Source organism: Methylomonas albis (assembly GCF_014850955.1).
Lineage (GTDB): Bacteria > Pseudomonadota > Gammaproteobacteria > Methylococcales > Methylomonadaceae > Methylomonas > Methylomonas albis.
In genome coordinates this window covers 895,768-921,667 of sequence record NZ_JACXSS010000001.1, presented here as the reverse complement: position 1 = coordinate 921,667, position 25,900 = coordinate 895,768, and the positions used below count along the sequence as shown (strand labels likewise).

Sequence of the window (25,900 nt, the reverse complement as noted above, 5' to 3'; positions counted from 1 at the left end):
TATTTTGCGGGAATAGCTCAGTTGGTAGAGCACGACCTTGCCAAGGTCGGGGTCGCGAGTTCGAGTCTCGTTTCCCGCTCCAAATTTAAAAAGCCGCGATTTATCGCGGCTTTTTTATTGCCCAAAGATAAGTAAATTCCGCCATCATCACCAAAGGGCAAAGCCGACTGAAAAATCGCCGGCCCGCCCATAGACAACCTTAGCTCATACCAAAACCCGCTCAATACCGCCTTTGTTGACCCGATCCAGATAGCCGGTCATCCAGTTATCGCCCAACACATGCTTGGCAATTTCCACAACGATGTAATCGACTTCCATTTGCTCGACTTCGTCCTCAAACCGTTGCAAACCTTGCATGCACGACGGACAGGAAGTCAACATTTTTACCGCGCCGTCGTAACCGTCCGCTCGCAATTTAGCGGCATCTTTCTGTAATTCCTCAGCCTTGCGAAAACGAATCTGCGTGGAAATGTCCGGCCTCGCCACCGCCAAAGTACCCGACTCGCCGCAACAACGCTCGGATTTCGCGACCGGCGCGCCAATCAACTGATTGACCACTTTCATCGGATCTTGCTGCTTGAACGGGCTGTGGCACGGATCATGGTAAAGATAACGAGCGCCATCCACACCTTCCAGCCGTACGCCTTTTTCCAGCAGATATTCGTGAATATCGATCAAGCGGCAGCCCGGAAAAATTTTCTCGAATTCGTAATCCTGCAATTGATCCTGACAGGTGCCGCAACTGACCACCACGGTTTTAATATCCAGATAATTCAGCGTATTAGCCACTCGATGAAATAGAACCCGGTTGTCAGTGGTAATTTTCTGCGCTTTATCGAACTGTCCGCCCGCACGCTGTGGATAGCCGCAGCACAAATAGCCGGGCGGCAGCACGGTTTGTACGCCTATCTCGTACAACATCGCTTGCGTCGCCAAACCGACTTGCGAGAACAAGCGCTCGGAACCGCAGCCGGGGAAATAAAACACCGCCTCGGAATCGGCCCGGGTTTTCGCATGATCGCGAATGATGGGCACGATTTGCCCGTCTTCGATGTCCAGCAGCGCCCGCGCTGTTTTCGTCGGTAAATTGCCGGGCATTTTTCGATTCATAAAATGAATCACCTGCTCGCGCACCGGCGGCTTGCCGACCGTAGCCGGCGGCTGCGTGATCTGGGCTTTGCTCCAAGGCTTAAGCAACGTATTGCCGATGCGTTGGACTTTATAAGTCCAATCTATCATCGCCGTGCGCATTGCCTTGACCGTGTTCGGACTGGAAGCGGTCAAAAATGCGATAGCCAGGGTTTTCGCCGGATTGAAACTTTGTTTACCCATCTTGCGCAGCAAATTGCGCATATTCATCGACACATCACCGAAATCGATATCCACCGGACAAGGATTGAAACATTTGTGGCAAACCGTGCAATGATCGGCGACGTCTTCGAATTCCTTCCAATGAGTAATCGAAATCCCGCGCCGGGTTTGCTCTTCGTACAAAAACGCTTCAATCAACAAGGAAGTCGCCAAAATTTTATTGCGCGGCGAATACAGCAAATTGGCCGGCGGCACATGCGTCGAGCAAACCGGCTTGCACTTTCCGCAGCGCAGGCAATCCTTCACCGAATCGGAAATCGCGCCAATATCGCTTTGCTGCATGATCAGCGATTCAAAGCCCATCAGACTGAACGAGGTGGTGTAAGCCGAACGCAAATCGGCACCGGGCATCAATTTACCGCGATTGAAACGGCCTTCCGGATCGATGCGGTTTTTATAGGCATGAAAGTCCGCTAATTCGTCTTCAGTCAAGAACTCGTACTTGGTGATACCGATGCCGTGCTCGCCGGAAATCGCTCCACCCAATGAACGCGCTAAGGCCATGATCCGCGCCACGGCGGCATTGGCTTCTTGCAACATTTCATAATGATCGGAATTGACCGGCAGATTGGTATGCACGTTGCCGTCGCCGGCATGCATATGTAAGGCCACGAATACTCGGCCGCGCAGGACTTCCTTGTGCACCGCCTCCACACGCTCGACGATAGGCTTAAAGTTATCGCCCTCAAAAATCTCCCGTAGTCGCGGTAACAACTCTTGCTTCCAGGACACCCGCAAGGAATAATCCTGCAAGCGATGAAACAAAATCGGCTCGGCGGCGCGATTGCTCAGTTCGCTTGCCTGGATACCTTGTGACTCGAAGACTTTTTCGGCCTCGGCCAACGGCAAATCGAGGTTGTCGTAAATCCATTGCCAACGCTCGCGTACCGCCGTCAGCGCATCCAACGCCAGCGCACGGCGCTCGTCCAGTAATTCGGACTTGTTTACGCCTTCTTCATAAGCCCGTAATGGCAAATTGCCGGCCAGTAATTCACTTAAGGCCTTGCACAAGCGCAATTTGTTGTTTAACGACAATTCGATATTGATACGCTCGATGCCGTCGCAATAATCGCCCATGCGCGGCAGCGGAATCACCACGTCTTCATTAATTTTAAAGGCATTGGTATGCCGGGCAATCGCCGCCGTGCGACCACGATCCAGCCAGAATTTTTTCCGAGTTTCCGGATTGACCGCGATAAAGCCTTCGGCGCCGCGCGCATTGCACAAGCGCACCACTTCCGAAGCTGCCATTGCCACCTGGTTTTCATCGTCGCCGACGATGTCGCCGATCAATACCATCTTCGGCCGGCCGTGGCGCTTGGCTTTGGTCGCATAACCGACCGCCTTCACATAGCGTTCGTCCAGATGTTCCAAACCCGCCAACATCACCCGATTGACGCCCTCTTTAGGCAAGTCGGCCAGAAAATCGCGAATCTCGACTATCGACGGCACGGCTTCCCGCACCTGCCCGAAAAACTCCAGGCAAAAAGTACGGCTAACCGGCGGCATTTCGTGCAGAATCCAGCGCGCAGAGGTGATGATGCCGTCGCAACCCTCTTTTTGAATCCCCGGCAAACCGCCAAGAAACTTGTCGGTAACATCCTTGCCCAGCCCGGTCTTGCGGAAAAAGCTGCCGGAAATTTCCAACGTTTCTTCACCCAGCAATTGCTTGCCACTGGCGTCGAAGCGTTTCAACAAAAACCCGGCTTTGTCTTGCTCGTGAATTTTGCCGAGATTATGATTCAGGCGCTCGACTTCCAGCCAGTTGCCGTCCGGCATCACCATCCGCCAGGAGGCCAGATTGTCCAACGCAGTTCCCCACAACACGGCTTTTTTTCCACCGGCGTTCATCGCGATATTGCCGCCGATGCAAGAGGCATCGGCGGAAGTCGGATCGCAGGCGAACACCAAACCGGCCTGTTCGGCGGTTTCCATCACCCGCCGGGTCACTACGCCCGCACCGGTGTGGATCGTCGCATAAGAGCTCTCCACTCCCGGCAATAGGGTATGTCGTTCCACCGCTCCCACTACCAACAGCTTTTCGGTGTTGATCACGGCGGAATAAGCATTGAGAGGCACTGCACCGCCGGTGTAACCTGTGCCGCCACCGCGCGGGATGATAGTCAGGCCAAGTTCGATACAACCGCGCACCAAATGTCCGACTTCGTCTTCAGAGGTTGGGTACAGCACCACAAACGGATACTCCACCCGCCAGTCGGTCGCGTCGGTCACATGACTAACCCGCGCGAAGCCGTCAAAGCTGATGTTATCTTTACGAGTGTATCGCGAAAGCAAGGTCAGGACACTCCGGCGCAATTGCGCGGTGCGTTCGAAATGCGCTTCGAATTCATTCACCGCCTGATGGGCGGCGGCTATCAATTGCGCTACTCGGTCCGCACGCTCGGCGTGTTGGCGTTCCAACTCGGTTTGCCGACCTTCCATCTGCCCTAAACGATGCCGTAAGGCTTGCAATAGGGCTCGGCGCCGTTTGGCGTTATCTAGCAAATCGTCTTCGAGGTAGGGATTGCGCTGCACGGCCCATATATCGCCCAGCACTTCGTACAACATCCGAGCGGAGCGTCCGGTAATGCGCTCGTCGCGTAACGAATCAAGCACCCACCACATATCTTCGCCCAACAGGCGAATCACGATCTCGCGGTCGGAAAACGAGGTGTAGTTGTAAGGAATTTCCCGCAGTCGCGCGGGGGTTGCATCATCGGATACTGGGAGTAATTGGGAAGCCACTGGGAATCGGCGAATAGGAAGTCATAATGCCCCGAATTCTAGCATGGCAACGGCCCGCGCATTATCGAAAAATCGACGCACAAACCGCGAAATATCTGAGGTTAATCGATTCGCTAGTTGAATCTAAGCTTATCACGCAAACTCTGTAAGCCCTTATGCGCAGGATTGACTTCTAAACCTTCCTGCACTTTTTTCAATGCCTCCGAGCGGTCGTTCTTTTCATAAAATTCCCAAGCCTGCTGCTCCAGCGTATCGGCAATTTTATTGATACCGTCTATAGCCCCTTTGTTGTAAGGATCGATTTTCAAAACCTCCTGATAAGCCCAGAACGCATTGCTGCCGGTCGGCGCCGTCAGATAGCCCACATCAAAATGAATATCCGCCAACTCCAGCAAGTCTTTGATTTTTTGATTTTGCTCAGGATTCAATTCCACGGCAACCGGCACAGCCTCGGTATTGGTCTGTTTTTCGCTTAAGGTCCAATAGATGTTCAATCCAATCAAGCAAGCAAGCAAAACGCCTGTCGACCATAATCCATAATAGACGGACGAATGCGGTCCGATGGCCGCTAAAAATTCGTTGACATTGGCACTGCGATCTTCCTGCTTAAAGGCCAAACCCTTTTGCAAACCTTTCCACTGCCGGCGCTTAAGCTGAGCGATGGGCTTGGGCTGCAGATTGACCTCCATGGCTTTTTCCGCAGACAAACGACCGAACGGATGCTTGCCGCTCAATAATTCGTAAGTGATGCACGCCAAGGCATAAATATCGTCACGCGCATCGGGGTCGCTATTTTGCAGCTGTTCCAAACTAGCATAGGCCGGAGTCATGGCGCCTAGCGACCGGGCATTAAAAATGGTGGCATCGTGACCGTCTTTTTCGCTGCGACCAATCGCGCAGGCGATCCCAAAATCCAGCACCCTGATTTCACCGTCGTCGCCGACAAAGACGTTGCCGGGCTTAAAGTCGGAGTGAACGATATTTTTTTTATGCGCGTGCGCCAAGGCTTCAGCCATCGCGCTGATGATAGGCCAAGCTTTTTTGAAGGGTAATCCGCTGTCGACATGCTCGCGGATCAAATGACTAAGCGGCTTGCCCTGCAAGTACTCCATCGACATAAACACGTGCGAGCCGTCCCGATCAAAGTCATAGACTTTGATGATATTGGGATGAGACAGAGTTTGCGCACGCTTAGTCTCCCGCTGCAAGGCCACCAGCGCCATCGGATTGAACTGAAAATCCTGGTTCAGCACCTTTAAGGCGACGAAAGGCTCTTTATCCGATGCCTCCACTTTGCGCAAGTCGGTGGCTTTAAACACCATACCCATGCCACCTACCCCAAGCAACTCTTCAAGCACAAACCGGCTTTTCAAGGTGCTGCCCACTGTCAGCTCGGCGCGCGGCTGTGAGGGGTCCAAACCTTGCAACAAGGATTCGGTCGTCAGTGTGGGTGTTTGCGTAGCAGGTGTAGCCGGCAGTATCGTCGCCGCCACAGCCGGCGCGGAAACTATGCTAGTTGCATCGTCTGGAGCGGAGACCCGCGAGGGCGCCATTTGGGTTTGATCGCCGACAATCCGAGTTTCGTCTTGCATGGCCGATTGCAAACCGCGATAAACATCCGCGCTAATTTTTCCGTTCCGATATTCGTTTTCCAAGAATTGCCGGGCCGCATCTAAAACCTGTTCGGGTTCCGCGCTTAAAGCGCCCGTCAGGGCCAATAAATCTTCATAGGCTAGTTGAGCCTGCTGAAAGGCTGTCAATGCGAGCTCGAATCTGGACATGGCAAACTACAGTCAGGGAAAGTGTAAGGATTTTAGCCGAAGAGATTGTTCGTGTCGCTGCAAATGCCCTTTACAATCTAAAACCTCCAATCCCCAAAATCGGCCTGGATAAATCCCGACCAGGCCCGGCAAATCTGCTCCACCGGCGCATTTGCTGTTTCCCGAGCCTGACGATCACCAGAAATTTACCTTGAGGAATAACAAGCTCGTTTAGTCAATGCCGAATCTCCAAACAAAATTTAATTACTATTGAAAACATTGACATGCACCTATAATAAGTTGCAGAAACTATTTCGGATAAATGCTCATGAAATCACTGTTTTTTTTTGAACCACTCTGTTCTAAAACCGCTTTTGCAGGATTGAGCAAACGGCAATCCCTAACCGCAAGCTCCTTAATCACGTTGCTGCTGGCGTCGCCACTCGCGACAGGCGTGGAATTCGCGAGCGGCACATTCAATCTAACCGGCTCGGGGTCTGGGTCGGTCGGCTATCTGCCCTTTTCGCTGTCACAGACCACGCTAGTCGATATTGCCACCAGCGGCCCTACTACGGATCCCTATATTTACCTGCTGGACGGCACCGGCAATTTTACTAGTCTATCGGTTATCACACAGAACGACGACGGCTGTAACCAAATAGACTGCGGCGCGGCAGGCGTTTCACCAAATTACAATTCGCTGATTAACGACTACGCGCTAAGTTCGGGGAGTTACACTGTCGCGGTAGCGAACTATCCCTTCGGGTCAACGGACGCTATCGCGGGCTCCAATATAAACAGCAACACCGGCAATGTGTTATTAATAGTCGGCGACTCGGGGCTGATCATTCCCGGCACCGGCACCGGCTCGGGCAGCGCGAGATTGATTAGCTATGCCGGCAGCGGCGGCGCAGTCATTTCCCAATCGCAAATTATCGAATCTACTTCTAACGCCAGCGCCACATCCCTGGCAATCAACAGCTTATGCGCCTCACCTACCAGCTCCGCTGTCATTAGGGATTGCGCCAGAATCGCCGGTCTGGGCGCGGCCGCCAAAGCCGATGTTATCGATCAAATCACTCCGGAAGAGATCAACACGATTTCCGCCACCACGGTTGCCACCTCGCGCGCGAACTTCAGCAGCGTGATGGATCGCATCGCCACTTTACGCGCCGGCAATGCGGGCGGCATCAACCTGGGTGGCACCAAAATAGGTGGCGCCGGCGGTGACGAACTGCCGGAAATATTTCAACGTCTGGGCATATACGGCAATATCGACGGCAGTTTCGGTGACCGGAAGCGATCCGTGAACGAACAGGGTTATAGCTTTGACAGTCAAGGTGTCACGGTCGGTGCGGATTATGCGTTCACCGATAATTTTTTTGTAGGTCTGGCCTTTAATAACGCGCACAACAAGGCCGATTTCAGCAACCGCGCCGGTCAGCTCTATACCGCAGCCTATACCGGCTCGCTATACAGCACTTTGAATATTCAGGATTTCTATATCGATGCGCTGGCCAGCGTTGGCGGCATCGATTACGAATCAGAGCGGACAATGAGCTTTTTCAACACCTCGGCAAAAGGCAGCACCTCGGGCATGCAATATGCCTCCAGTCTGGGCGCCGGTTATAACTACCACATCGACAAGGTAGTGGTCGGGCCGTATATCGGTTTCGACTACGCCAAAACCGAAGTGGACGGCTATCGCGAATCCGGCGGAGCCAGTTTCGGCACCAGCTACGGCAAACAAAACATAGAATCCATGCTGACCAAAGCCGGCGCCAGGGCTTCTTATGCCTGGAGCTTGCCTTGGGGCGTCATCGTGCCGCAAGTCAATGCCGAATGGGTACACGAATCCAGCTATAACGCCCAAGTCAGTGTCGTACGCTTCGTGCAAAACAATACCGGCTTTAACATCCGCTCCGACAATCCGGACCGTGACTACATGCAACTCGGCTTTAATATGGCCGGCCAATTTGCCGATGGCATGTCCGCTTTCGTGGCCTACAACACTATCATCGACCGGGAAAACGTTTCAAACCACGCCTTTTCCAGCGGCTTGCGGCTGTCGTTTTAAACAGGCAGACCAACGGGTCTACCAGGTCGATGCCCCTCTCGATCAAACGTCCAAACCATGTTGCTTGCCGCGCAAGCAGCATGGACAATTTCAAAACGCATTAATTCTACTTTGTCAGATTACTCGAACTACATCTCTAAGTCCGTCGTTTCGGCAGGGATTGCCGAAATCCAGACGCCATGGACGGATCGTAAGCTTACCATCCCTGGCACTGGGTACCCGCTTCCCTGCGGGTATGACGAACCTTTTTTGTAGTCTGACAAAGTAGAATTAAGCTCGTGCCAGTCAAACGGCGACATTGCCCTATCAAACTAAGCTTGCTGTTTATGGTCGCAGCTTGCACTACCCCGGCGATCCGACTGCACGATCAAGCTATGGAATTCGGCTTTCAAGCCTTAGAGTCTGAAGCAGCCGGCTTCAAACTAACCTCTTTCACCCATTTGCCGCTATCAGCCGGTAAACGCCTGCATGTTTACCTGGAAGGTGACGGCCGACCCTGGGAACGCGGATTGTTTCCGGCAGCGGACCCGACTACCCGCACCTCCACCGTTATGGCACTAATGGCTTCCGACCCCGAGCCCACCCTGTACCTGGGACGGCCTTGCTACAACGGCCACGCCGACGATCCCGGCTGCACACAAAGCTTGTGGACCAGCGCCCGCTACGGGGAGCGCGTGGTAGCGGCTATGACCCAAGCATTAACAGAGTTCTGCACGCTAAACGGTTACAGCGAAGTGGTGTTGATCGGCCACAGCGGCGGCGGCACCTTGGCACTATTGATAGCCGAACGCTTGCCGCAAACCGTCGCGGTGGTGACGCTGGCGGGGAATTACGACATCGATATTTGGGCCGATCATCACGGCTACCAGCGTTTGCATGACTCTCTAAACCCGGCTAAGCGCGCCGCTAAGCCCAGCATTGCGGAATGGCATCTGCTGGGCCAGCGCGATAACAACATTCCGCCGGCATTATTCCAACAAGCCCTGCAGCAACGCCCCAACTGCAATGTGCAAATCGTCGATGCCGATCACGGCCATGGCTGGCAAGCCATTTGGCCACACATGCTAAAACGCCTGGACCATCTGCCCTAGCCATTTGCGGGCTAGCGGATTTCTGCTATGGTTGCCGGATAAAATCAATCATTCGAGGCGGCACACCATGGCGACACAAAGAGTATTGAACCGTACGTTGGCATTGGCAATTGGCGGTATTTTGATGTCCGCCTGCGCCCGCGATGTCAGCCAGGAAGAAATGGCCAAGGCCACCGAAGGCTATATCGTGGCCGACACCAGCAAACTGTTTGTCGTCGATTGCCTGCTGCCCGGACAGGTGCGTAAGCTAGGTTCGCAAATGACTTATCTCAGCGCCCGCCGCCCCATCCGCACGACCGCCGCCGATTGCGAAGTCCGCGGCGGAGAATATGTCGCATACGACCGCGCCAACTACGCCAGCGCCTTAAATATCTGGCTACCCAAAGCCCAGGAAGGCGACGCCGCCGCCCAACTGTATGTCGGCGAGATTTTCGAAAAAGGCCTGGGTACGCCAGCCGACTACAAAGCCGCCGCGCAGTGGTACGAAAAAGCCGCCAATCAAGGTAACTCGCAAGCACAATTGAACTTGGGCCATCTTTACGAAAAAGGTCTGGGCGTTACCGAAGACAAGGAAGCCGCGTTGCGTTGGTACCGCAAATCGGCCGGCCTGGAAGACGCCGGCATCCAGTTCGCGCCCGCCGTCAATGCCCAAGCCATCGCCAATAGCGAAGAATTGGCGACCTTACGCAGCGAAGTAGCCGAATCCCGCCGCGAAGCGGAACAGCTGCGCGAGCAATTGCAAAGCACCCGCCAGCAAACCCTGGATCAACAGGAAAATTTGCGCAAGGCCCAGGACGAGTTGGAAGCCTTGCGTAACAAACTGCAACAACAGAAGTCCGCTACGCCTAGCGGCTCCAGCGACATCGAATCGCTGGAAAAGCAATTGCACGAAAAAGAAAGCCAATTAAAAGACCAACAAGCCAAATTGGGCAGCTTGACGCAATCTCTCAGCCAGGAAAGGCAGCGTATGAAACGCGAACTGGAAGCCGCCCGCCAGCAAAGCCCCAGCACCAAAGCCGTCGAAAGCAAAACCAATGACATCGAAAACAAGCTCAACGAAAAAATCGAAACCTACCAAAAACAATCTGCGGAACTGACCGGCTGGCTGACCTCACAAGATAAACTGGACAGGAATCAAATAGATTTGCGCAAGCAAGCCTTGCAACAGCAAGCCAAGGAAATTGCCGCGCTGAAAGAAAAATTGCAGCAACAAGCATCCAACGTGGTGGCCTCGGGCAACGGTCCGAATATCGAATTGCTGGAACCCGCCGTCACCGTGACCCGGGGTATTCCCAGCATTCAATTTGGCTTGGGCGAAAGCAGCAAACGCATCGTCGGCAAAATCGACGCGGCGACCGGCCTAAGCCGCTTGCTGTTAAACGACAAAGCCATAAAAGTCGATGCCAACGGCCGTTTTGAAACCGACGTTAGCTTGAAAGGCGACGAAACCTTGGTGCGCATCGTTGCCACCGACAAACGCAATCAGAGCAGCAATTTGAGCCTGCGTTTGCTGGCGTCCGGCAATTCGGCAGAGGAGGTATTCCCAAGCAGCAATAGCAGTGAAATCAAGCGCTCGGGCGACATTCAGTTCGGCAAATTCTACGCCATCATCATCGGCAATAACGAATACGGCGCTTATCCGTCATTAAAAACCCCAATAGCCGACGCAAAAAGCCTGGAACTGCTGTTACGCGAGCGCTACGGGTTCAAAACCAAATTGCTGATCAATGCCAATCGCCACACGATCATGTCGGCATTCAACGAACTGAATCAAAAACTCACCGAACAGGATAATTTGCTGGTTTATTACGCCGGCCACGGCGAGATCGACAAGAAAAGTCAGACCGCCTATTGGCTGCCGGTCGATTCGGAAACCGGCAATAGCGCCAACTGGATTTCCAGCCAAAGCATCACCGAGTTTTTGAGCATCATGCCGGCTAAGCACATTATGGTGGTAGCCGACTCCTGCTATTCCGGCGCGCTGACCGGTTCGGCAGTCGCCAAACTGCCTGAAGGCATGGACGATGCCAAGCGCGAACGCTGGTTAAAAGCCATGAATAGCCGCAAAGCCCGCACCGTGCTGACTTCCGGCGGGGTGAAACCGGTGATGGATCAAGGCGGCGGCGATCACTCGGTGTTTGCCAATGCCTTTTTGAAAGTACTGCGCGGCAACAAACGTATCATCGAGGATTACGACATCTTCCGGGATGTCGCCAATCAAGTACGCGCGTCGGCAGCGCGCGGTGGCTTTGAACAAATGCCGCAATATGCGCCCTTGCAGCACGCCGGCCACGAAGGCAGCCCGTTCTTTTTTGTGCCGGAAGTTTAGGCGGATTGGCGATTCCGATTGAAATCCGCCACGTGTTCCGATGACGCGGCGGTTACCAATTTCGATAAGATTATGCCGGTAGTGATTTTGATTTTTTTGGAAGTCACTATCGGTCACAAGCTCGCGGTTGCAGTCTATCGCATGACATGATTTAACGGCGGCAATTGGATCTTTACCAACCATCACAAACTGACAGCGATGATATACAGAAGGAAAAATTCTCGACTAATCAATAAATTAGTATATCGAACAGGGTTTTTAGGTAGATATGCTGTTAACAGCTTAATAACTTGTTAGGTGAAGAAAACTGAATGGAAGAATTAGCAAACGATAATAATGGTTACGTTTATATCCTTGAGGTAAAGGATATTGACCTTCCAGTATGCAAAATCGGAATGACTAGGAGAACACCTTATGAAAGATGCGATGAAATTAACAATAGTTCTACTGGTGATTTCATTTGGTCGGTAGCACATTACATTGCCGTAGATGACTGTAAAAAACTAGAGTCTCTTGTTCATTCAAAATTAGCCCCTCTGCGTCAAAAGGGTCGTGAGTTTTTCAACATAAATGCTGACGATGCAAATACGGCATTACTTTCTATATTTGAAAAACAAACAGAAATAAAGAAAGAAAATGTTGAAGAAATTACACCTCCTACAACAAAATCGAAAAATAAAGCTAGAAAACGACAACGTGCATTCAGGCGCATTGATTCAGAATACGCTGAGCTACTTCAACTCTTCGCCTCATTACTAAATGTCAAAGGTAGACCTTTTGGACAGTTAAATAAACCCAGTTTTGGTATGAGCGATGGAAATGAGGGAGTGCAATGGAATCTGTCAGTCTCAACAGATACAGATATTGTTCGCCTCGGAGTGAACTTGGAAGGCATGAAGTATAGAAATTGGCCAATTTCGAAGTTTATTCTGTCAGAGATAGATAAACCAAAAATCTCCGAGATAACTGCCAAGATGGATTATCCTGACAATATCTTTATTCGTTTTTCACGAGATGCCTGGCAAGTTACATCGAGGCCAACCATTATCGAGAAATATCTTGGCGGAAAAGAATTTACATTAGCTGAGATGAATACTCATCAATGGTTAAATACGTTAAAAGAAGCGTTGGGATGCTTAAATGAAAAAGGTAATTATCTTAGCCGGGCTAAACAGACCGTTACGCTTGAAAATAAACCAAGGAATGGAGAGCAGGTGCGCGTTATGGAGGTCTCACCTCATTTGACAATATGGTCACCCTTGGGTTTGAACGGAAACATGCAAGAAAATCTCAAAAACAAAATTGCAGAGTTACAGCCTGTCTATAACTGGGTTAAAGAAGTCAGTGAGCAGTGAAATCATCACCTAACAATCGCATACACTCGGACAAAATAATGCTGCGCCGCTTCGCTATGCAGCTATGTAGCCATGTAGGGTACGCACCGCGTACCACAAGAGACATCGGCAACTGGAGAGCCTAACAAGGTACGCGATGCGTACCCTACAGCTGGATTATGAGACAAACCAAATCGTTGAACTGCGTGAAGCGCATAGTCAGCGATTGGTGCGGTTCGTAAACTCACCACACCCTACGCCTGCTTTTAGCGGGTTGCCGCACACAGTGGGTTTCGATTGGAGTACCTGCTGTTTAAAAACAGGAATCGGTGGCGGATTTATTGGAATGCTCAGACAAATTAAGCAGCCGGGCAAACAACGCCTGCCCGGCTGATGTTTAAACAGCGGAAACTATCATTTCCACTTTTTGAGCAAACCTTTTAGCCCGGCAGGCTTGGCGGGTTCGACTACGGCGGCTGCTGTTTCGGCAATCGGCTCGGGTTCCGCTGCTACCGGTTCAGGCGCAACGACATGCTCTGGCGCTTTTTTACCGAATAAACCTTTCAGCTTACCCCCGACGCCGGCCGCCGGCTCTTTGATCGCTTCGGCGGCAGTTTCCGCGATTTCCACCACATTCTCTTTAAGCTCGACAGCCGCGTCCATTATGGGTGCGGCGACTTCTGCCAGCTCTTCCTGGATGGCCTCGGCAGCGACTTCGGTCTGCGTGCCCAGCTTTTGATCCAACTTGGCCATTTGCTGCATGGTGTTGTTCAACATTTGCTTAAACTTGCCGAAACCGCCGCTTTTCGCGGCCAATTTATCAACGGACGACTGTTTCGCCGGTGCCGGCTCGGCAACCACAGCTTTGGGCTTATCAACAACCGGCGCAACTTCACGCTCGACTGGCTTTGGCGGCTCGACAGGCGCCTGCTGAGTTTTGTTCACAACTGGCTGTGCGGCAAAAGCCGCGGAAGGCTCAATAACTGCGGGCGACTCGTTAATGACAACTTTTGGCTCTGATTGAGATGCCGGCTGCGAGTAAGCAGGCGCAGGCGCGGCCGAATGTTTAGCCGAGTCGGCGTAACGCACCAGTTCGGCTTGATGTTTGGCTTGGGCCTCTGCCAGCAGTTTTTCCGCGTTGGCTTGTTCGCGCTCGCGCAGAATTTTTTGCTCTTCCACCGCCAATTCCAGCTTATTAAGCTGTTCGGTTTGCGATTCCAGACGTAATTGCAACGGCCCCAATAGCGCATCTTTTTCAGCGACTTTGGAGGTTTCCGCCCACAGCGCCAGTTGCAGCTCGGTTTTGCCTTGTTGTTCGGCTTTAAAGCGTTCGGTAATTTGCGCGGTAAGCGCGAAATATCGGGGCCACAATTCGGTCGATTGCAGATCGTTGGCAGCCGGTAAGGCCGGCTCGGTCAATTCAAAACTGGTAGCCAAGGTTTTGATGCTGTCGATCACCTGCCGATTTGCCTGTACCAGTTTTTCTTCCAGACCGGCCGCTCGTTGCGTTTCGTTATCAGCAACGGCTTTGGCAGCTTCCAGCTGCTCGGTATTGGCAGTCAATTGTTCTTGCAAGGCTTGCTGTTGCTGTTGCGCAGCATCGAAATCGGCTTGTAAGGCAAGGCGCGCTTTTAAATTGATGGCATTGGTTTTTTTTAAAAAATAAATCCTGATACTGTAAAACATCGCAGTCAGCAACCACACGGCAAGCGCTAAAGATCCGGCATATTCCTGGTTTTCCAGAGTGAATCGATACCAGTCCAACAATATGCTTTGAATCATGGGTAAATAAGCTTCCATAAATAATCCTGGCTAATATAGTTTTTATAATAATGACGTAGGCTTCCGATCAGCATCAGCAGCTAGCCAACCTGATGCAGACGAAAGCCAGTATATCAGTTTGACTCTGCAACTTTACCGTAAGCTGCTGGAATAGGACAGCAAACCACCAACGCTTCGTGCCTTTGTCGGTGGGAAGCTATTGCTTAGGTAACTACGAAAGCACCGAAAATGTCGATAAAATATTTAGGAAACGCTCCGATTCACCTGCGAAAGATCCGACCGGGCGCGGCCCTGTTTGAGCGGTATACGCATGCTGACAGGCGCTACTTGAATATCAAGCAGCGAACTGATTAATGAGGCTGAGGCACCGAGCTATAAAATAAATTGATTAAATTTCAACACACTAGGCCATGTACCGCTTAGCGGCGGATTGCGCGAGCAAATCGGAATATTTGCGGTAATCCGCTCTATAGTCCTTTTGCCACAAGGAATTGGCAAGAATATGCTCGACATCCAACACATAGGGAATACGCTGGCCACGATAATCGCAAGCCTTCCCGACTTGATGCATTTCAAAGCCCTCCTTTTTGACCGCGTGAGCCAACGATGGTGTTACTAATATATACCATCGTTTAATATCGTTCCGCGCCGAATAGATAACCGCCGCGCGGTACAACCCCCACATGATGCTGCGGGACTGATTCTTGATAGTATGCAGATACCTAACGTTGCCGTTGCCGTTTCCCTTTACTATTTGTTCAGCGCCCATGTCACATGGCTGGAATGCCCTCGGAGCAAATCGTCTAGCTTCTCGTAACACACATAGACGGGATATTTCTATGGATTGCTGGTATTGGCGAGCACTTATTCGATGCTCGGGAACGCATTTGGCTTCGAACGGGAAACTGGCTTGATTCTGATAAACCAATCGTAAAGCCCCCAGCCATTGCCCCGAGTATCTTTGCCGGACTATGAAATGGACGGCATGTGGATCCCATTCGTCGAACTCCATTTGTTCGGGGAAATTTTCTTTGTCTTCATAACCCAACTCGTCGCAATAGACTTGGTATCTTAGGTTATAGTGAATTCGCTTGCTTTCCGGAGTGTCAGCAAAAAAAACCTCAAAACAACTATCAAAGGAATGCTTTTCAGAAATCAAAATAAAACTCCGTAGCGTAATTAATCAAATTCCCCAAACATCCGGGCACTACTCTTCAAAATCAAAGAATCGACAACAAATGTAGCCAATTTCTGCCACTTTTTCCGTAAAAACAGCAGTTTCGAAACAATGGGAACATATCAGAATTAAGATTTGATGAGGATTGGATTAATTTCAAAACGATTTCGCGGCATCCAGCCGCTTGCCAAACCGATGGCGACACACTTTGCCTTACCACAATCGGTTCCACAAATCAGAGCGCTCGCTTCTGCTGCCAGAGCGTTTTTTTGGGCGTTACCTGCGGCGGAATGACCGCAATGTTCTTTACCAGTAAAACACTGCCGCAAAATTCGTCGCCCGCGAAACACCGAGAAGCTGCCGACACTAGTGGCCGCCTCAACACTTACGGCCGGTTGGTGCATCATTTGCTAGGTATGGCGATCAAACTCTCGACCGGCGACAACGGGATAAATTATTTTACCGGCTACGACTAGGACAATTGCGCTACGATCTGAGGTTACCGACGTTCTCGGGAACGGCTTTTAACCAATAGGCTTTATGCAAACTAAAACGTCTATTCAAACTGCACGGCAGTTTAGCATGCAGAGCGCAACCCAGTTTATAACCCAGCCATTTCAGGACTGTCCGCAAAAGCGCCGAAGGCATCAGCCAAGGCGCATTTTTTGATAGATACTTCAACTCTGATAAGACAAAACGTAAGCCTTCGCCGGAAGCTCCGCCAAAAGTCTGCTGCAACCAGGGCGTATGCGCATGGAAAACACCAATATCGAAATAGCGCTTAAATTCGTCGAAAAACCCGTAATCGTGAGAATGAAATACGGCGGCATCGCCGCAATAGGCCACTTTCCAGCCGTTTAGCAACATCTTGCCCACCGCAAAAGTGTCTTCGTTCATGATGGTATTGAGTGGAAACCCACCAACGTCCATTAATGCACTGCGCCGGTAAGCGGCAAACGAATTGGAAATAAACACGGTCTTGATACCAAATTGCGCCTTATCCTGCATGCTGCGCAACTGGCTTTTCGGCGGATAATTGAATAAACGGGCATGCGCGCCGATTGGCTCGGCGTTGCGATGCGGCAATTGCCGGCCGTAAGCCGCGCCGACGCTGTCGTCAGCAAACACTGCTAGTAACTTTTCTATGGCATCGGGGGCCGCCAACAAAGCATCCTGAGTCAGAAACACCAGAATATCGGCATCCACCAGCCGGTTCACGCCAAATTGTCGGGTGCCGCCGTGATTAAACTCGGGCTTGGCTATCACCTGCACCTCAAAACCCGCGTCAATTGCTAAAGCCACCGTCCTGTCAGTGGATGAGGAATCTATCAGCAGCAAATAATCCGGCTTCACCGTCTGCGCGGCAAAAGCCTGCAACCACGATTCCCAAAGTTCACCGGCATTTAGGGTCGGTACAATCAAGCCCACTTTATTCATAAGAAGAACCCTCTATCAAGGATTGCGCCGGACTGGGATGATTCGCCTTAGTCAACACCTTCCAGACTTTATCGCCTAATTTAACCGGATCCAACTGCTGCTCGACATATTGACGGCTACGCAGCGACATTTCTTGCCAAGTTGCTTGATTGACCACCTGCGTTTGCCGTAACACCGCGCAGACCGACGCCTCGTTGCGCTCGAACACTAAGCCGGCGCCATACGCCGCCAAGTGATCCCAGGCCAGGCCTTTCGCGACCAGCACCGGTCGACCGGCCGCCATCGCCTCGGCGACCACATTGCCAAAATTTTCGCGCATGCCGCCAGTCTGTTCCAAACCGGACGGCAAAACCAGGAAATGACTGTCGGCCAGCAATTGCTTCACTTCAGCGACCGGCAGATAACCTTTGTAGCTGATAGCGCCTTCAGCTTGTGTCAGCAAATTCTGAAACTCTTCAAAATAAGCGCCATCGACGCTGCGGCCAGCCACTACCAAGCGGTCACTAGGCCGGCGCGTTTGCAACCAGGCCCGGATAAACGCATTAATACCTTTTTCTTGCTGCACGTGCCCTAAAAAACACAGCTGCGTACCCTCGCCTTCCGGATAGTCTGCAAGCTGAAACTCGCGACTGTCGATGCCATTCGGCACCAATAAAACCTTGGCGTCCCGCCCCAACACGTCGGTGACGCCTGCCGCTTCGGTATCACTGGTGCAATGCACCGCGATGGCCCGGCGCAAAGTCGGAAACGTCAGCCATTTGTAGAACAACCATTTGTGCGGTTTTTGCCGCCGAATCAGCGCCACGTGCTCCGGCATCAAGCCGCCGTGTACCGCCACCATAAATGGTCGATGCAGCAACACGCAAAACACAGCCGCCAAGGTCGAAGGCCAGGTGGCAATTCCGTGGATATAAATCCGTGGAGCCTGCCAGCAGAGTTGGAAAATCTTAGGAATGGCTCCCAAACCAAAACCCCAGCGCCGAAAACCGTAGCAACGGTAAAGTCTGACATCGACTTGCTTGCCCAGCTTTACATCCTCGGCTTGCAAGCGACCGTCTATCGACTCGTCGGCGGCGACCAAGGCCATCTTATGGCCGCGTTCGGTCCACGCTTTGGTCAGAACCCCACAAGTGACCGATACCCCGCCATAGCCTTTCGCCGGCGGCACATGGGTCGTGACAATACCTACATCCATTTCATTTCTCCTGAATCAGTATTTAAATACATTTTTCTGATTTGCCGTATGCCAAAAACCCGCGCCAAATACCCACCAGGTTATAAAACGAATACGCCAGCTTTTGCGGATTGAAGGTGAGCAGCGCCAAGGCCATTTTCAACAGCGGCGCGACGAACATCTTGCGCACGATGTAATACCAAATGAACGCGTCATGCTGATTGGTAAACTTGCGGATATAAGCGCCGATGCCGGTGGAATACATCAACATCCTGGCAGTGCCGAGTTTGTAATGATCCTTGTTGGCGTGAAAAATCTTGATCTCCGGCGTGTAGAACGCATTACCGCCGGCGCGCAGCAAGCGGTACAGCAACTCAAAACCCTCCGCACCCGAATATTTGGAACCGATGCCAAAATCGTGATCGAGATGAAACTGCTGCCTATCGACCCGTTGCAGATCAAAAAACTGAGTAAACTCGACGCCCATCATCCGAAAGCGGTTGAAATAGCCGGCTTTGCGGCTATTCACGCCGATGCTGAAGCGAGTCGCGGAAAAATCGTAGGAACCAGCCACCAGAATGGCCAGGTCTGCGCGCCGCTTAAATTCCGCGACCACTTTTTCCAACACATCCTTGTCATAGGCGCAATCATCGTCGGGGAAGGCGACGATACGGCCTTTAGCCAAACTTATGCCGTAATCCCTGGCACGGGCATTACCGGTGAAATCCACCTTGATATGCTTGATGTCTATCAACGCTTGGTAAGGCTCCAGAATGAAATCGATCTTGCCGTCGCGATTTTGGTCAATAACGATAAGCTCGAAGTTTTTATAGGTCTGTAACAGCAGCGATTTCAAGAAATCCAATACTTCACAGTCTCTACCCAGCGTTGCCAACACCAGCGAAATTTTCATACCGCACTCCTCACCCGATTACCGGCTCTTGCTTGCAGATAAATCGTGGCCTCGTACCAAGTAAACATCAAAGCAAACTCCAGACCGGCCGCACCGTCCAAAAAACCGCCACGTAACACATAGTGATAGGCAAATCGAGCCAGAACCCGCAGCCAGGATCGACCCAGCAATACGCTTAAGCGGCCGCGCGTGGTCATCACCGCGCCGGCGGTCGGTTGCAGTTGCACTTCCTGGGCCGCCTTGCCGACGTGCTTGTGCATCCACTCGATAATTTCACCGTGGTAAAAATAATGTTCGTAGGGAATATCGGCATAGCCGATCCGACAAGTATCCAGCACCGCTTCGCCATGCCCGGTGTGATTACACACAAAACGGGTAGTCTCGCGGCGCACCAGTCTGGGGTGATAAATGGGATAGCCAGGCGCATGGTTCAAACGCTTGCCGCGCAGATACAGCACCGACGGCACCATCAACACATCGATGCCCTGCGTTTCGGATAATTTAGCTTCAAACCAGTCGTAAAAGGCCTGCGGATAGATTTCATCGGCATCGACAAACAACAGCCACGGCGTGTTTATGCCGCATTCCCGAATCGCAAAATTGCGTTGTTCGGCAAAACCGGGCCAGGGATTGCTATGCATCGTGCAGCCCCGCTCTTGAGCAATCGCCAAGGTATTATCGGTGCTGCCGGAATCAACAATTACGATGGGATAGCGCTTGGGGATGCCGGCTAAACAGCGCGGCAGATTGGCTTCCTCGTTTTGAGTCAGGATAACGACGGTCAACATGATTTATTGCTTCACCGCATAAACGTTCAGGTAAATGCCCCAGCCCAACACATCCATTAATGCTGCGAACGGTATCTGCGCATACTTCACCAAGGTGTCAGCCAGCCTTGCCAAGCCGCCACTCAGACCCAAACGCCTGGATAGCGCGTTATATTGAATTCGGGTGACTTGCTCGGTTTTAATCACCTTTAAGCCATTGCGTTCCAGCAAACTTTTCAGACCTTGCTCGGTAAAGTAATTGACGTGTTCCGGCACCCACAGACAGGCGTTCTCCTTGGTGCCCAGCAGTTTGACCAAAAACGACGCGTAGTTCGGTACCGCACACGCCAGCACACCGCAGCTTTCCAGCAAACCGGCGACCTTGGCAATAGTGCGATCCGGTTCCAGTATGTGTTCCAACACCTGCGACATGACCACCACCCCAAAGGCTTGCTCCGTCTGATACTGCTCAAACATGATGGGCAAAGGCTCGTCACCGTTTAAATCCTGGAACACCCGATTTTCATACTGACCGGGATTGATACTGACGGTGCTATAACCCAACAGGCGCAAAGCGCGGGTATAAAAGCCAAACCCGGAACCAATATCCAAAGCCTGCTGATTGCCGGATTTGTTCAACGTGTCGGCCTGCAGCGCCATGCGCTTAGCGTCCACGGTGCAGTTAGGAAATACCGCTTCTCTGTCCAATACTTCATCCAGGGTAATAGCCTGCGTCAGTGCCTGACCGGAGTATTGATAGATGGCTTGCAACCATTGCCGATGTGGCGGCTGATTCAAAAACCCGGTGCCGCAGCAATCGCAGCGATAAATCTGAAACGCCTTGCCGCTGGCACTGTCGGTGTATAGATAGTCTTTTTGCCGCCAAAAACCGATTTTTCCCCCGCCGCAAGCCACGCATTCGTGCAGCACGGCGCCGTAAGTCTCTGTTGTAATTGTTGCGTATGTCATCGTCTCCACCTTGTCACGCTTAAACATCAGCCGCGAGCGGCTCTTGTACCAATTTTTGAAAATTCCCAAGCCCGGCGCCATGAACCGACCGCCAAGGTTTTGCCAACAGCGCCAGCACCAAGGCTTCGATACCGAAATAAACCGGATTGGCCCAGGCCGCGCCAGGCAAACCGAATTGGCTGACCAGCGCCGGAATCGTAATCGCCGCCGTCACCGCCCCGCACAATCGCCCTTTCAACAAGGTTTTGGTGCGTTTATGCGCCAGCAGCGGTTGCGCCACCGCCGTACCCAAGGCATGCAAAGCACAGCCCAGCGCCATGGCCAGCATTAAATCGACTGCCGCATGATAGGATTTTGCCAACACCACTGACGCCACCCAATCCTTGGTCAGCAGCAACAGCAATAAACCAAGCGCACCCAAGGCCGCGACGCTGGCGATCCAGACCCATAAAATCGAAAAGGCCTTTTGCAATTGTTGTGCGGAAAAGGCTTGAAAATACGCGGGCTGAAACGTGCGCAACAACACCATCGCACTGCGGTTGAAGGCTTCGTTAACGATCATATAAGTCGCCGCATACAAGCCCACATCGGCGGCTGTGAGCATATAGCCGATCACATAGCGATCACCCAAACCGTTGATCCAAAAAATTATTTCCATTGGAATTAAAGGCAAGGCATAAACCCAGACTTCGTGGCGGAAAGAGCGGCTAACGGTCGCTTGAATCCGCATCGCGCTACGGCGTTTCACAAAGATCCACACCAAGTTGGACAGCAAGCTGGCCGCGATATAACCCAGCAACACCCATTCCGGATTACCGCCCAGCCACCAGACCAGCGCAATCGCCAATGCGGGCCTTAACACGCTGTCACTGGTTTGCCAAAGACTGGCCAAGCGCTGTTTGCGTTCGCCAATCGCCAACTGTATGCCCAGTTCGCGCTGCACCGTCATCGCCAACAATACCCCGGCCAACAAAAACAACATGCTGTTACCATCGGCAAAATAGCCGTAGGCAAAGCCACCCAGCATCAGTAAACCAACGGCCAACATAGTGGTTTGCAGCGTCAAACCGGCGACGGCGGCATGTAAAGCGCTGCGCTCGCCGACGGATTCGCATTCCGGGACGATACGCATACCGGCGCAGATAAATGGATAAGAAAACACCGCCACGCCCAATGCGACAAAACCGTTCAACAACGCCACTTGGCCGTATACAACCGGATTGACCAGTTCGGTCAATAAACGCGTACCCAGCAATAAGGCCAGCGCCGATGCCGCCTGGCCGAACAAGGCCCAAAAGGCCTCGCCAAATAATTTGGATCGTTTCAACACACTAAACATATACGGACTATTGATGGTCAACGCTGGGAGTAGCCGGTTTGCGCGGATAAGGGCGCTTGCACCATTTCGGCAGTCGCCCGACGCGTTTTGACCGCGCAACCGAGTACCATGCCCCACAGCAACATCAATAAGGCATTCTGCGGAAAATACTCCCACATATTAAAAGTCAGGCCGGCCGCAAAGATAAACATCGTCACCAAGCCTTTATTCGGGTGGATAGACATCCGTGTCGTCATCCATAGAAAACCCAGGTAGGCGAGTAAACCGATCACGCCATAACCGTTCAGTAAAAACAAATACAGGCTGTCGGAATCGAACTGTCCGGGAAAATATTCGGCACCGAACAGCAGATTAACGGTGTTAGAACTCAAACCCAAACCCCAGCCAAACAACACATCCATCGGCCCATGCACATGATCGGCAAACACCCGTTGCCACAAATCCAACCTGCCGTCTTGGGTGGGATCGGCATCGTCGCGACCGCTCAATAAGGGGCTGGAAGCCAAAATCAAGGCCCCCACCGCCAACATCGGTGCCGGCATCACCAATGCCCAACGGTCGCGCGGCCGCAACGCGGCATAAACTTGAAAAAATACCACCAGCAAGGAGCTGATAAACGCGGTACGGGAGCCGCTCAACAAGGCTAAAAATACGCTCAACGCTAACCAACGGCGCATGCCCGGCACGACGGCAAACACCAACGCACAAGTCGCCATCGTCGCCCCGAATAAGTTAGGACTGACGAAGGTGCCGAACGGCCGGCCACCGCCCAACATCGACACGCCGAACAAGGGCGGCGCCCACAAAGCCTGAGCTATCGCCAATATCGTCTGCAGCACCAAGTAGTAGCGCAGATAGCTGGCGAATTTGTACAGCACATAATCGCCAGCCCCCAATCGACTGGTGACGAAACCGATCAAAGCCACCGGCAGATATTCAAACACCCGCAAGCCGGTCATCGGCACTACCAAGGGCAAATCCAGATACAAGGCATACGCCACTTCAAACAACACATAGCTACAAATCACCCCCAGAAACGCCAGCACCGAACTGGTAAAAATACCGTTACGCAGCCGTGGCTCCAGCCAGATATACACGATCAGCACAGCCAATAAAGCCTCACGCAAAATCCGCAAACCGACTTCCTGTTCGCCGTAGACTTCCTTGATGCCCAGCCAGGCCGACTCCACTTGCGGCAGCGAAGCCACCGTTGATGCGCCGACCAGCGCAATCAACAACACGGGCAAGTCTTTTTCCAGTCGGAGTCTCATCGGCGTTTTTAAACTCGCTCGTCAGTTTCGCTGGGAACCGGCAACAACTCTCTATCCAGTTGCTTACCCAACCAGTCGCCGACTGCATGATACTTATCGCTCCAGGTGGATTCGTCCTTCGGTTCCTGGTCGGCGCGTTGGTAGGCGTAGCCGTAATACGGATAGTAAGACGAGCCTTCCTTCATGTCGTTGATGATGAAACCATTGGGCTTGATGCCCACTTGTTGGAAACGCCGGGCACTGACTTCCAGTTCCTGCGCGGTGTAACGACCTTCTTTCACGACCAAGAAGGTGGCGTCGGCATGCTTGCCCAGAATCGCCGCGTCGGTGGCGCCCAGAATCGGCGGCGAATCGATGACGATGTGGTTGTAAAAGCTTTTCAGCTGCTCCAGGGTTTCCGACAATTCGCCCAGCACCAGCAATTCCGCGGGATTCAGCACCATATTACCTCGCGGGATCAAATCGATACCCACATCCGGCAAGCTGACAATCACTTCGCCCAGCGTCGCCCGGCCGGACAATAAATCGGACAAACCCGGTTGCTTACCGATTGAAAAGGTATCGTGCAAACGGCCGTTGCGCATGTCGGCGTCTATCACCAGCACCCGCTTTTTAATGCTGGCCAGCAAGGCCGCCAAGTTAGAACTAACAAAAGACTTGCCCATGCCCGGCGCCGGACTGCTGACCATGATCACCTTGCTTTCGTGCTGAGCCAGAGTGGCTTCCAGCGTGGTGCGCAGGCCGCGCAGCGACTCGACGGAAATATCCAGCGGATCCTGAGAGACCAGAATACCGTTGTCTTTATCCTTACCCAACAAGCGTCCTAATTTATGCTGCTTTTTGCTGTGCGGAATCGCGGCAAACAAGGGCAAGCCCACTTGATATTCCAGCAAGGCCGGATAGTTGTCGTGGCGTTGCAAGGAATGTCTGAGAAAAATCAAGGCCGAGCCCAAGCTCAAACCCAGCAAGCTGGCTATGGCCAGCAACAAGCTGGGTTTGGGCCAGTAAGGTTTTTCCGGCGTCACCGCAAAATCGACGATACGCGAATTACCCAAGGAGCCGGCGGCAGCGATGCGTTGTTCCTGCGCGCTGTTCAGCAACGAGGTATACAGCTCAGTATTGACCTGCACATCACGCGACAAACTCACCATGTTTTGCTGGGTTTTCGGTAAATCCTTGATGCGTTTTTCCAAAGCCGCCAGCTTGTTATTCACGCGCTTAATCTGGGCATTGGTGGAAATCATGTCCGGATGCTCGGATTCCAAGCGCTGGCTTTGTTCGTCGTATTTTTGCTTGAGCTGAATGCCCAGCGTTTCCATGTCCGACGCCTGTTTCAACAGAATTTCGGCTTCGGCGGAAATATCCACCGCGCCGTGTTGCTGACGATAGGCGCTCAAACCCTGCTCGGCTTTTTCCAGGCGCTCCTTAACGATGGGCAACTGGCTTTCCAGAAAACCCAGTTTTTGCGAGGCTTCCGCCGATTCCCAATTCACCGTGGCGTTGACGTAAATCGCCGCAATATCGTTCACTGACTTAGCCAGTTGTTCCGGGTCGCTGCCTTTCAATTCCACGCTCAGAATATCGGTGTCTTTCGATACTTCCTTGACCGCGAAGGCCTTTTGCAATGTTTCAATGGCCGACAGCGCGGTGCGGCGGGTTAATTCAAAATGCGTACCCGGATGCGCTTCCAGCGTTTCAACTTTAATCGTCACCGGGGTTTTCTCGCCGATCTCGGCGCTCAACACTTCACCGACTTGGCCAGCCAGCAATTCGTCGCCGCGCGGGTCGAGCAGTTGAAAACGCCCGGCTTCCAACGCGATCAAGGTAAACTCTTTTTCCAGATAACGGTCGGGCACGCTGAACGCGGCAATTTTCAGTTTTTCGCCACCCCAAGCCCAGCGGCTGAATCCCCACCAGGCATCAGCTATGCCGTCATGCGCATCGTGTCGGCGCGCAAGCGTTTCGCCGACCAACGGAAAAAAGTAGGGTTCGGTTTCTATGGTCAAATTCAAGTTATCCACCACTTTGCCCAGCACCGAGCGCGAGCGCAAAATCTCCACTTCCCGTTGTGCGCGCGGGCTTTCCGCTTCAGCAGGCGCTCGATTGTTTTCACTGCGCAGGGTTGCAGACAACAGCGCCTTGTTTTTATCGATCCGCAACAAGGCATCGGCTTTGTAGGTGCGCGGCGCCAGTACCAGATACACGGTGGTGACCAGCAACACCGAACACAGCGCGATGAAAATGGTTTTGCGGCCTTCGATCAGCAAATCGACGTAGTCGCGAATACTGACGCTAGGCTCTGGCATCCGCGCCTGATTCAGCGGTTGTAAGACCGGCGTGGCTTCGTTTTGTGAGTAAATCATC

The 25,900-nt window shown here is 52.4% G+C and carries 18 protein-coding genes and 1 tRNA gene; 6 read left to right on the top strand and 13 right to left on the bottom strand.

Annotated elements, in window-relative coordinates:
• Positions 1-6: 6 nt before the first annotated feature.
• Positions 7-82: transfer RNA gene (locus EBA_RS04420), tRNA-Gly, on the top strand.
• A gap of 122 nt (positions 83-204) precedes the next feature.
• On the opposite strand, the gene EBA_RS04415 is transcribed toward EBA_RS04420, so the two are convergent.
• Entirely contained in the window at positions 205-4,116 is a 3,912-nt protein-coding gene (locus tag EBA_RS04415; protein WP_192373536.1) for an FAD/FMN-binding oxidoreductase, read from the bottom strand.
• Between the two features lie 113 nt (positions 4,117-4,229).
• Complete coding sequence (locus tag EBA_RS04410) at positions 4,230-5,897, bottom strand: serine/threonine-protein kinase (protein WP_192373535.1); 1,668 nt, start codon at positions 5,895-5,897, stop codon at positions 4,230-4,232.
• 307 nt (positions 5,898-6,204) lie between these two features.
• Here EBA_RS04410 and EBA_RS04405 point away from each other — a divergent pair, with 307 nt between their 5' ends.
• From EBA_RS04405 to EBA_RS04390, 5 genes are all read left to right on the top strand, one after another.
• Positions 6,205-7,953, top strand: a complete 1,749-nt coding sequence (locus EBA_RS04405; RefSeq protein ID WP_192373534.1) for a DVUA0089 family protein — start codon at positions 6,205-6,207, stop codon at positions 7,951-7,953.
• A gap of 278 nt (positions 7,954-8,231) precedes the next feature.
• The gene (locus EBA_RS04400) at positions 8,232-9,044 is read left to right on the top strand and encodes an alpha/beta fold hydrolase (RefSeq protein ID WP_192373533.1); all 813 of its coding nucleotides are present in this window, start codon (positions 8,232-8,234) and stop codon (positions 9,042-9,044) included.
• Between the two features lie 67 nt (positions 9,045-9,111).
• The gene (locus EBA_RS04395) at positions 9,112-11,373 is read left to right on the top strand and encodes a caspase family protein (protein ID WP_192373532.1); all 2,262 of its coding nucleotides are present in this window, start codon (positions 9,112-9,114) and stop codon (positions 11,371-11,373) included.
• Positions 11,374-11,391: 18 nt separating this feature from the next.
• A complete protein-coding gene (locus EBA_RS24525; RefSeq protein WP_267873565.1) occupies positions 11,392-11,523 on the top strand; it encodes a hypothetical protein in 132 nt (43 codons plus the stop codon).
• A gap of 161 nt (positions 11,524-11,684) precedes the next feature.
• Positions 11,685-12,728, top strand: coding sequence for a GIY-YIG nuclease family protein (locus EBA_RS04390; RefSeq protein ID WP_192373531.1), 1,044 nt, complete (start codon positions 11,685-11,687; stop codon positions 12,726-12,728).
• 393 nt (positions 12,729-13,121) lie between these two features.
• Here the strand turns inward: EBA_RS04390 and EBA_RS04385 are convergent, their stop codons facing one another.
• The 11 genes from EBA_RS04385 to EBA_RS04335 all read right to left on the bottom strand — a co-directional run bounded on the left by EBA_RS04385 (position 13,122) and on the right by EBA_RS04335 (position 25,899).
• Entirely contained in the window at positions 13,122-14,507 is a 1,386-nt protein-coding gene (locus tag EBA_RS04385) for a hypothetical protein (RefSeq protein WP_192373530.1), read from the bottom strand.
• Positions 14,508-14,892: 385 nt separating this feature from the next.
• Positions 14,893-15,648, bottom strand: a complete 756-nt coding sequence (locus EBA_RS04380; protein ID WP_192373529.1) for a PEP-CTERM/exosortase system-associated acyltransferase — start codon at positions 15,646-15,648, stop codon at positions 14,893-14,895.
• Positions 15,649-15,794: 146 nt separating this feature from the next.
• A complete protein-coding gene (locus tag EBA_RS04375; protein ID WP_192373528.1) occupies positions 15,795-16,073 on the bottom strand; it encodes a hypothetical protein in 279 nt (92 codons plus the stop codon).
• A 79-nt stretch (positions 16,074-16,152) separates the two neighbouring features.
• On the bottom strand, positions 16,153-17,103 hold the full coding sequence (locus EBA_RS04370; protein ID WP_192373527.1) for a glycosyltransferase family 2 protein: 951 nt from the start codon (positions 17,101-17,103) through the stop codon (positions 16,153-16,155).
• Entirely contained in the window at positions 17,096-18,298 is a 1,203-nt protein-coding gene (locus EBA_RS04365) for a glycosyltransferase family 4 protein (RefSeq protein WP_192373526.1), read from the bottom strand. Before EBA_RS04365 ends, EBA_RS04370 begins: the two co-directional genes overlap by 8 nt.
• Before the next feature lie 22 nt (positions 18,299-18,320).
• Entirely contained in the window at positions 18,321-19,190 is an 870-nt protein-coding gene (locus tag EBA_RS04360) for a glycosyltransferase family A protein (protein ID WP_192373525.1), read from the bottom strand.
• Positions 19,187-19,978, bottom strand: coding sequence for a glycosyltransferase family 2 protein (locus tag EBA_RS04355; RefSeq protein WP_192373524.1), 792 nt, complete (start codon positions 19,976-19,978; stop codon positions 19,187-19,189). The genes EBA_RS04360 and EBA_RS04355 overlap by 4 nt, the downstream gene beginning before the upstream one ends.
• Positions 19,979-19,981: 3 nt before the next feature.
• Entirely contained in the window at positions 19,982-20,926 is a 945-nt protein-coding gene (locus EBA_RS04350; RefSeq protein ID WP_192373523.1) for a class I SAM-dependent methyltransferase, read from the bottom strand.
• 19 nt (positions 20,927-20,945) lie between these two features.
• A complete protein-coding gene (locus EBA_RS04345) occupies positions 20,946-22,256 on the bottom strand; it encodes a lipopolysaccharide biosynthesis protein (RefSeq protein ID WP_229427869.1) in 1,311 nt (436 codons plus the stop codon).
• A 26-nt stretch (positions 22,257-22,282) separates the two neighbouring features.
• Positions 22,283-23,536, bottom strand: a complete 1,254-nt coding sequence (locus EBA_RS04340; protein ID WP_192373521.1) for an O-antigen ligase family protein — start codon at positions 23,534-23,536, stop codon at positions 22,283-22,285.
• Between the two features lie 8 nt (positions 23,537-23,544).
• On the bottom strand, positions 23,545-25,899 hold the full coding sequence (locus EBA_RS04335) for a polysaccharide biosynthesis tyrosine autokinase (RefSeq protein WP_192373520.1): 2,355 nt from the start codon (positions 25,897-25,899) through the stop codon (positions 23,545-23,547).
• Position 25,900: the final 1 nt, after the last annotated feature.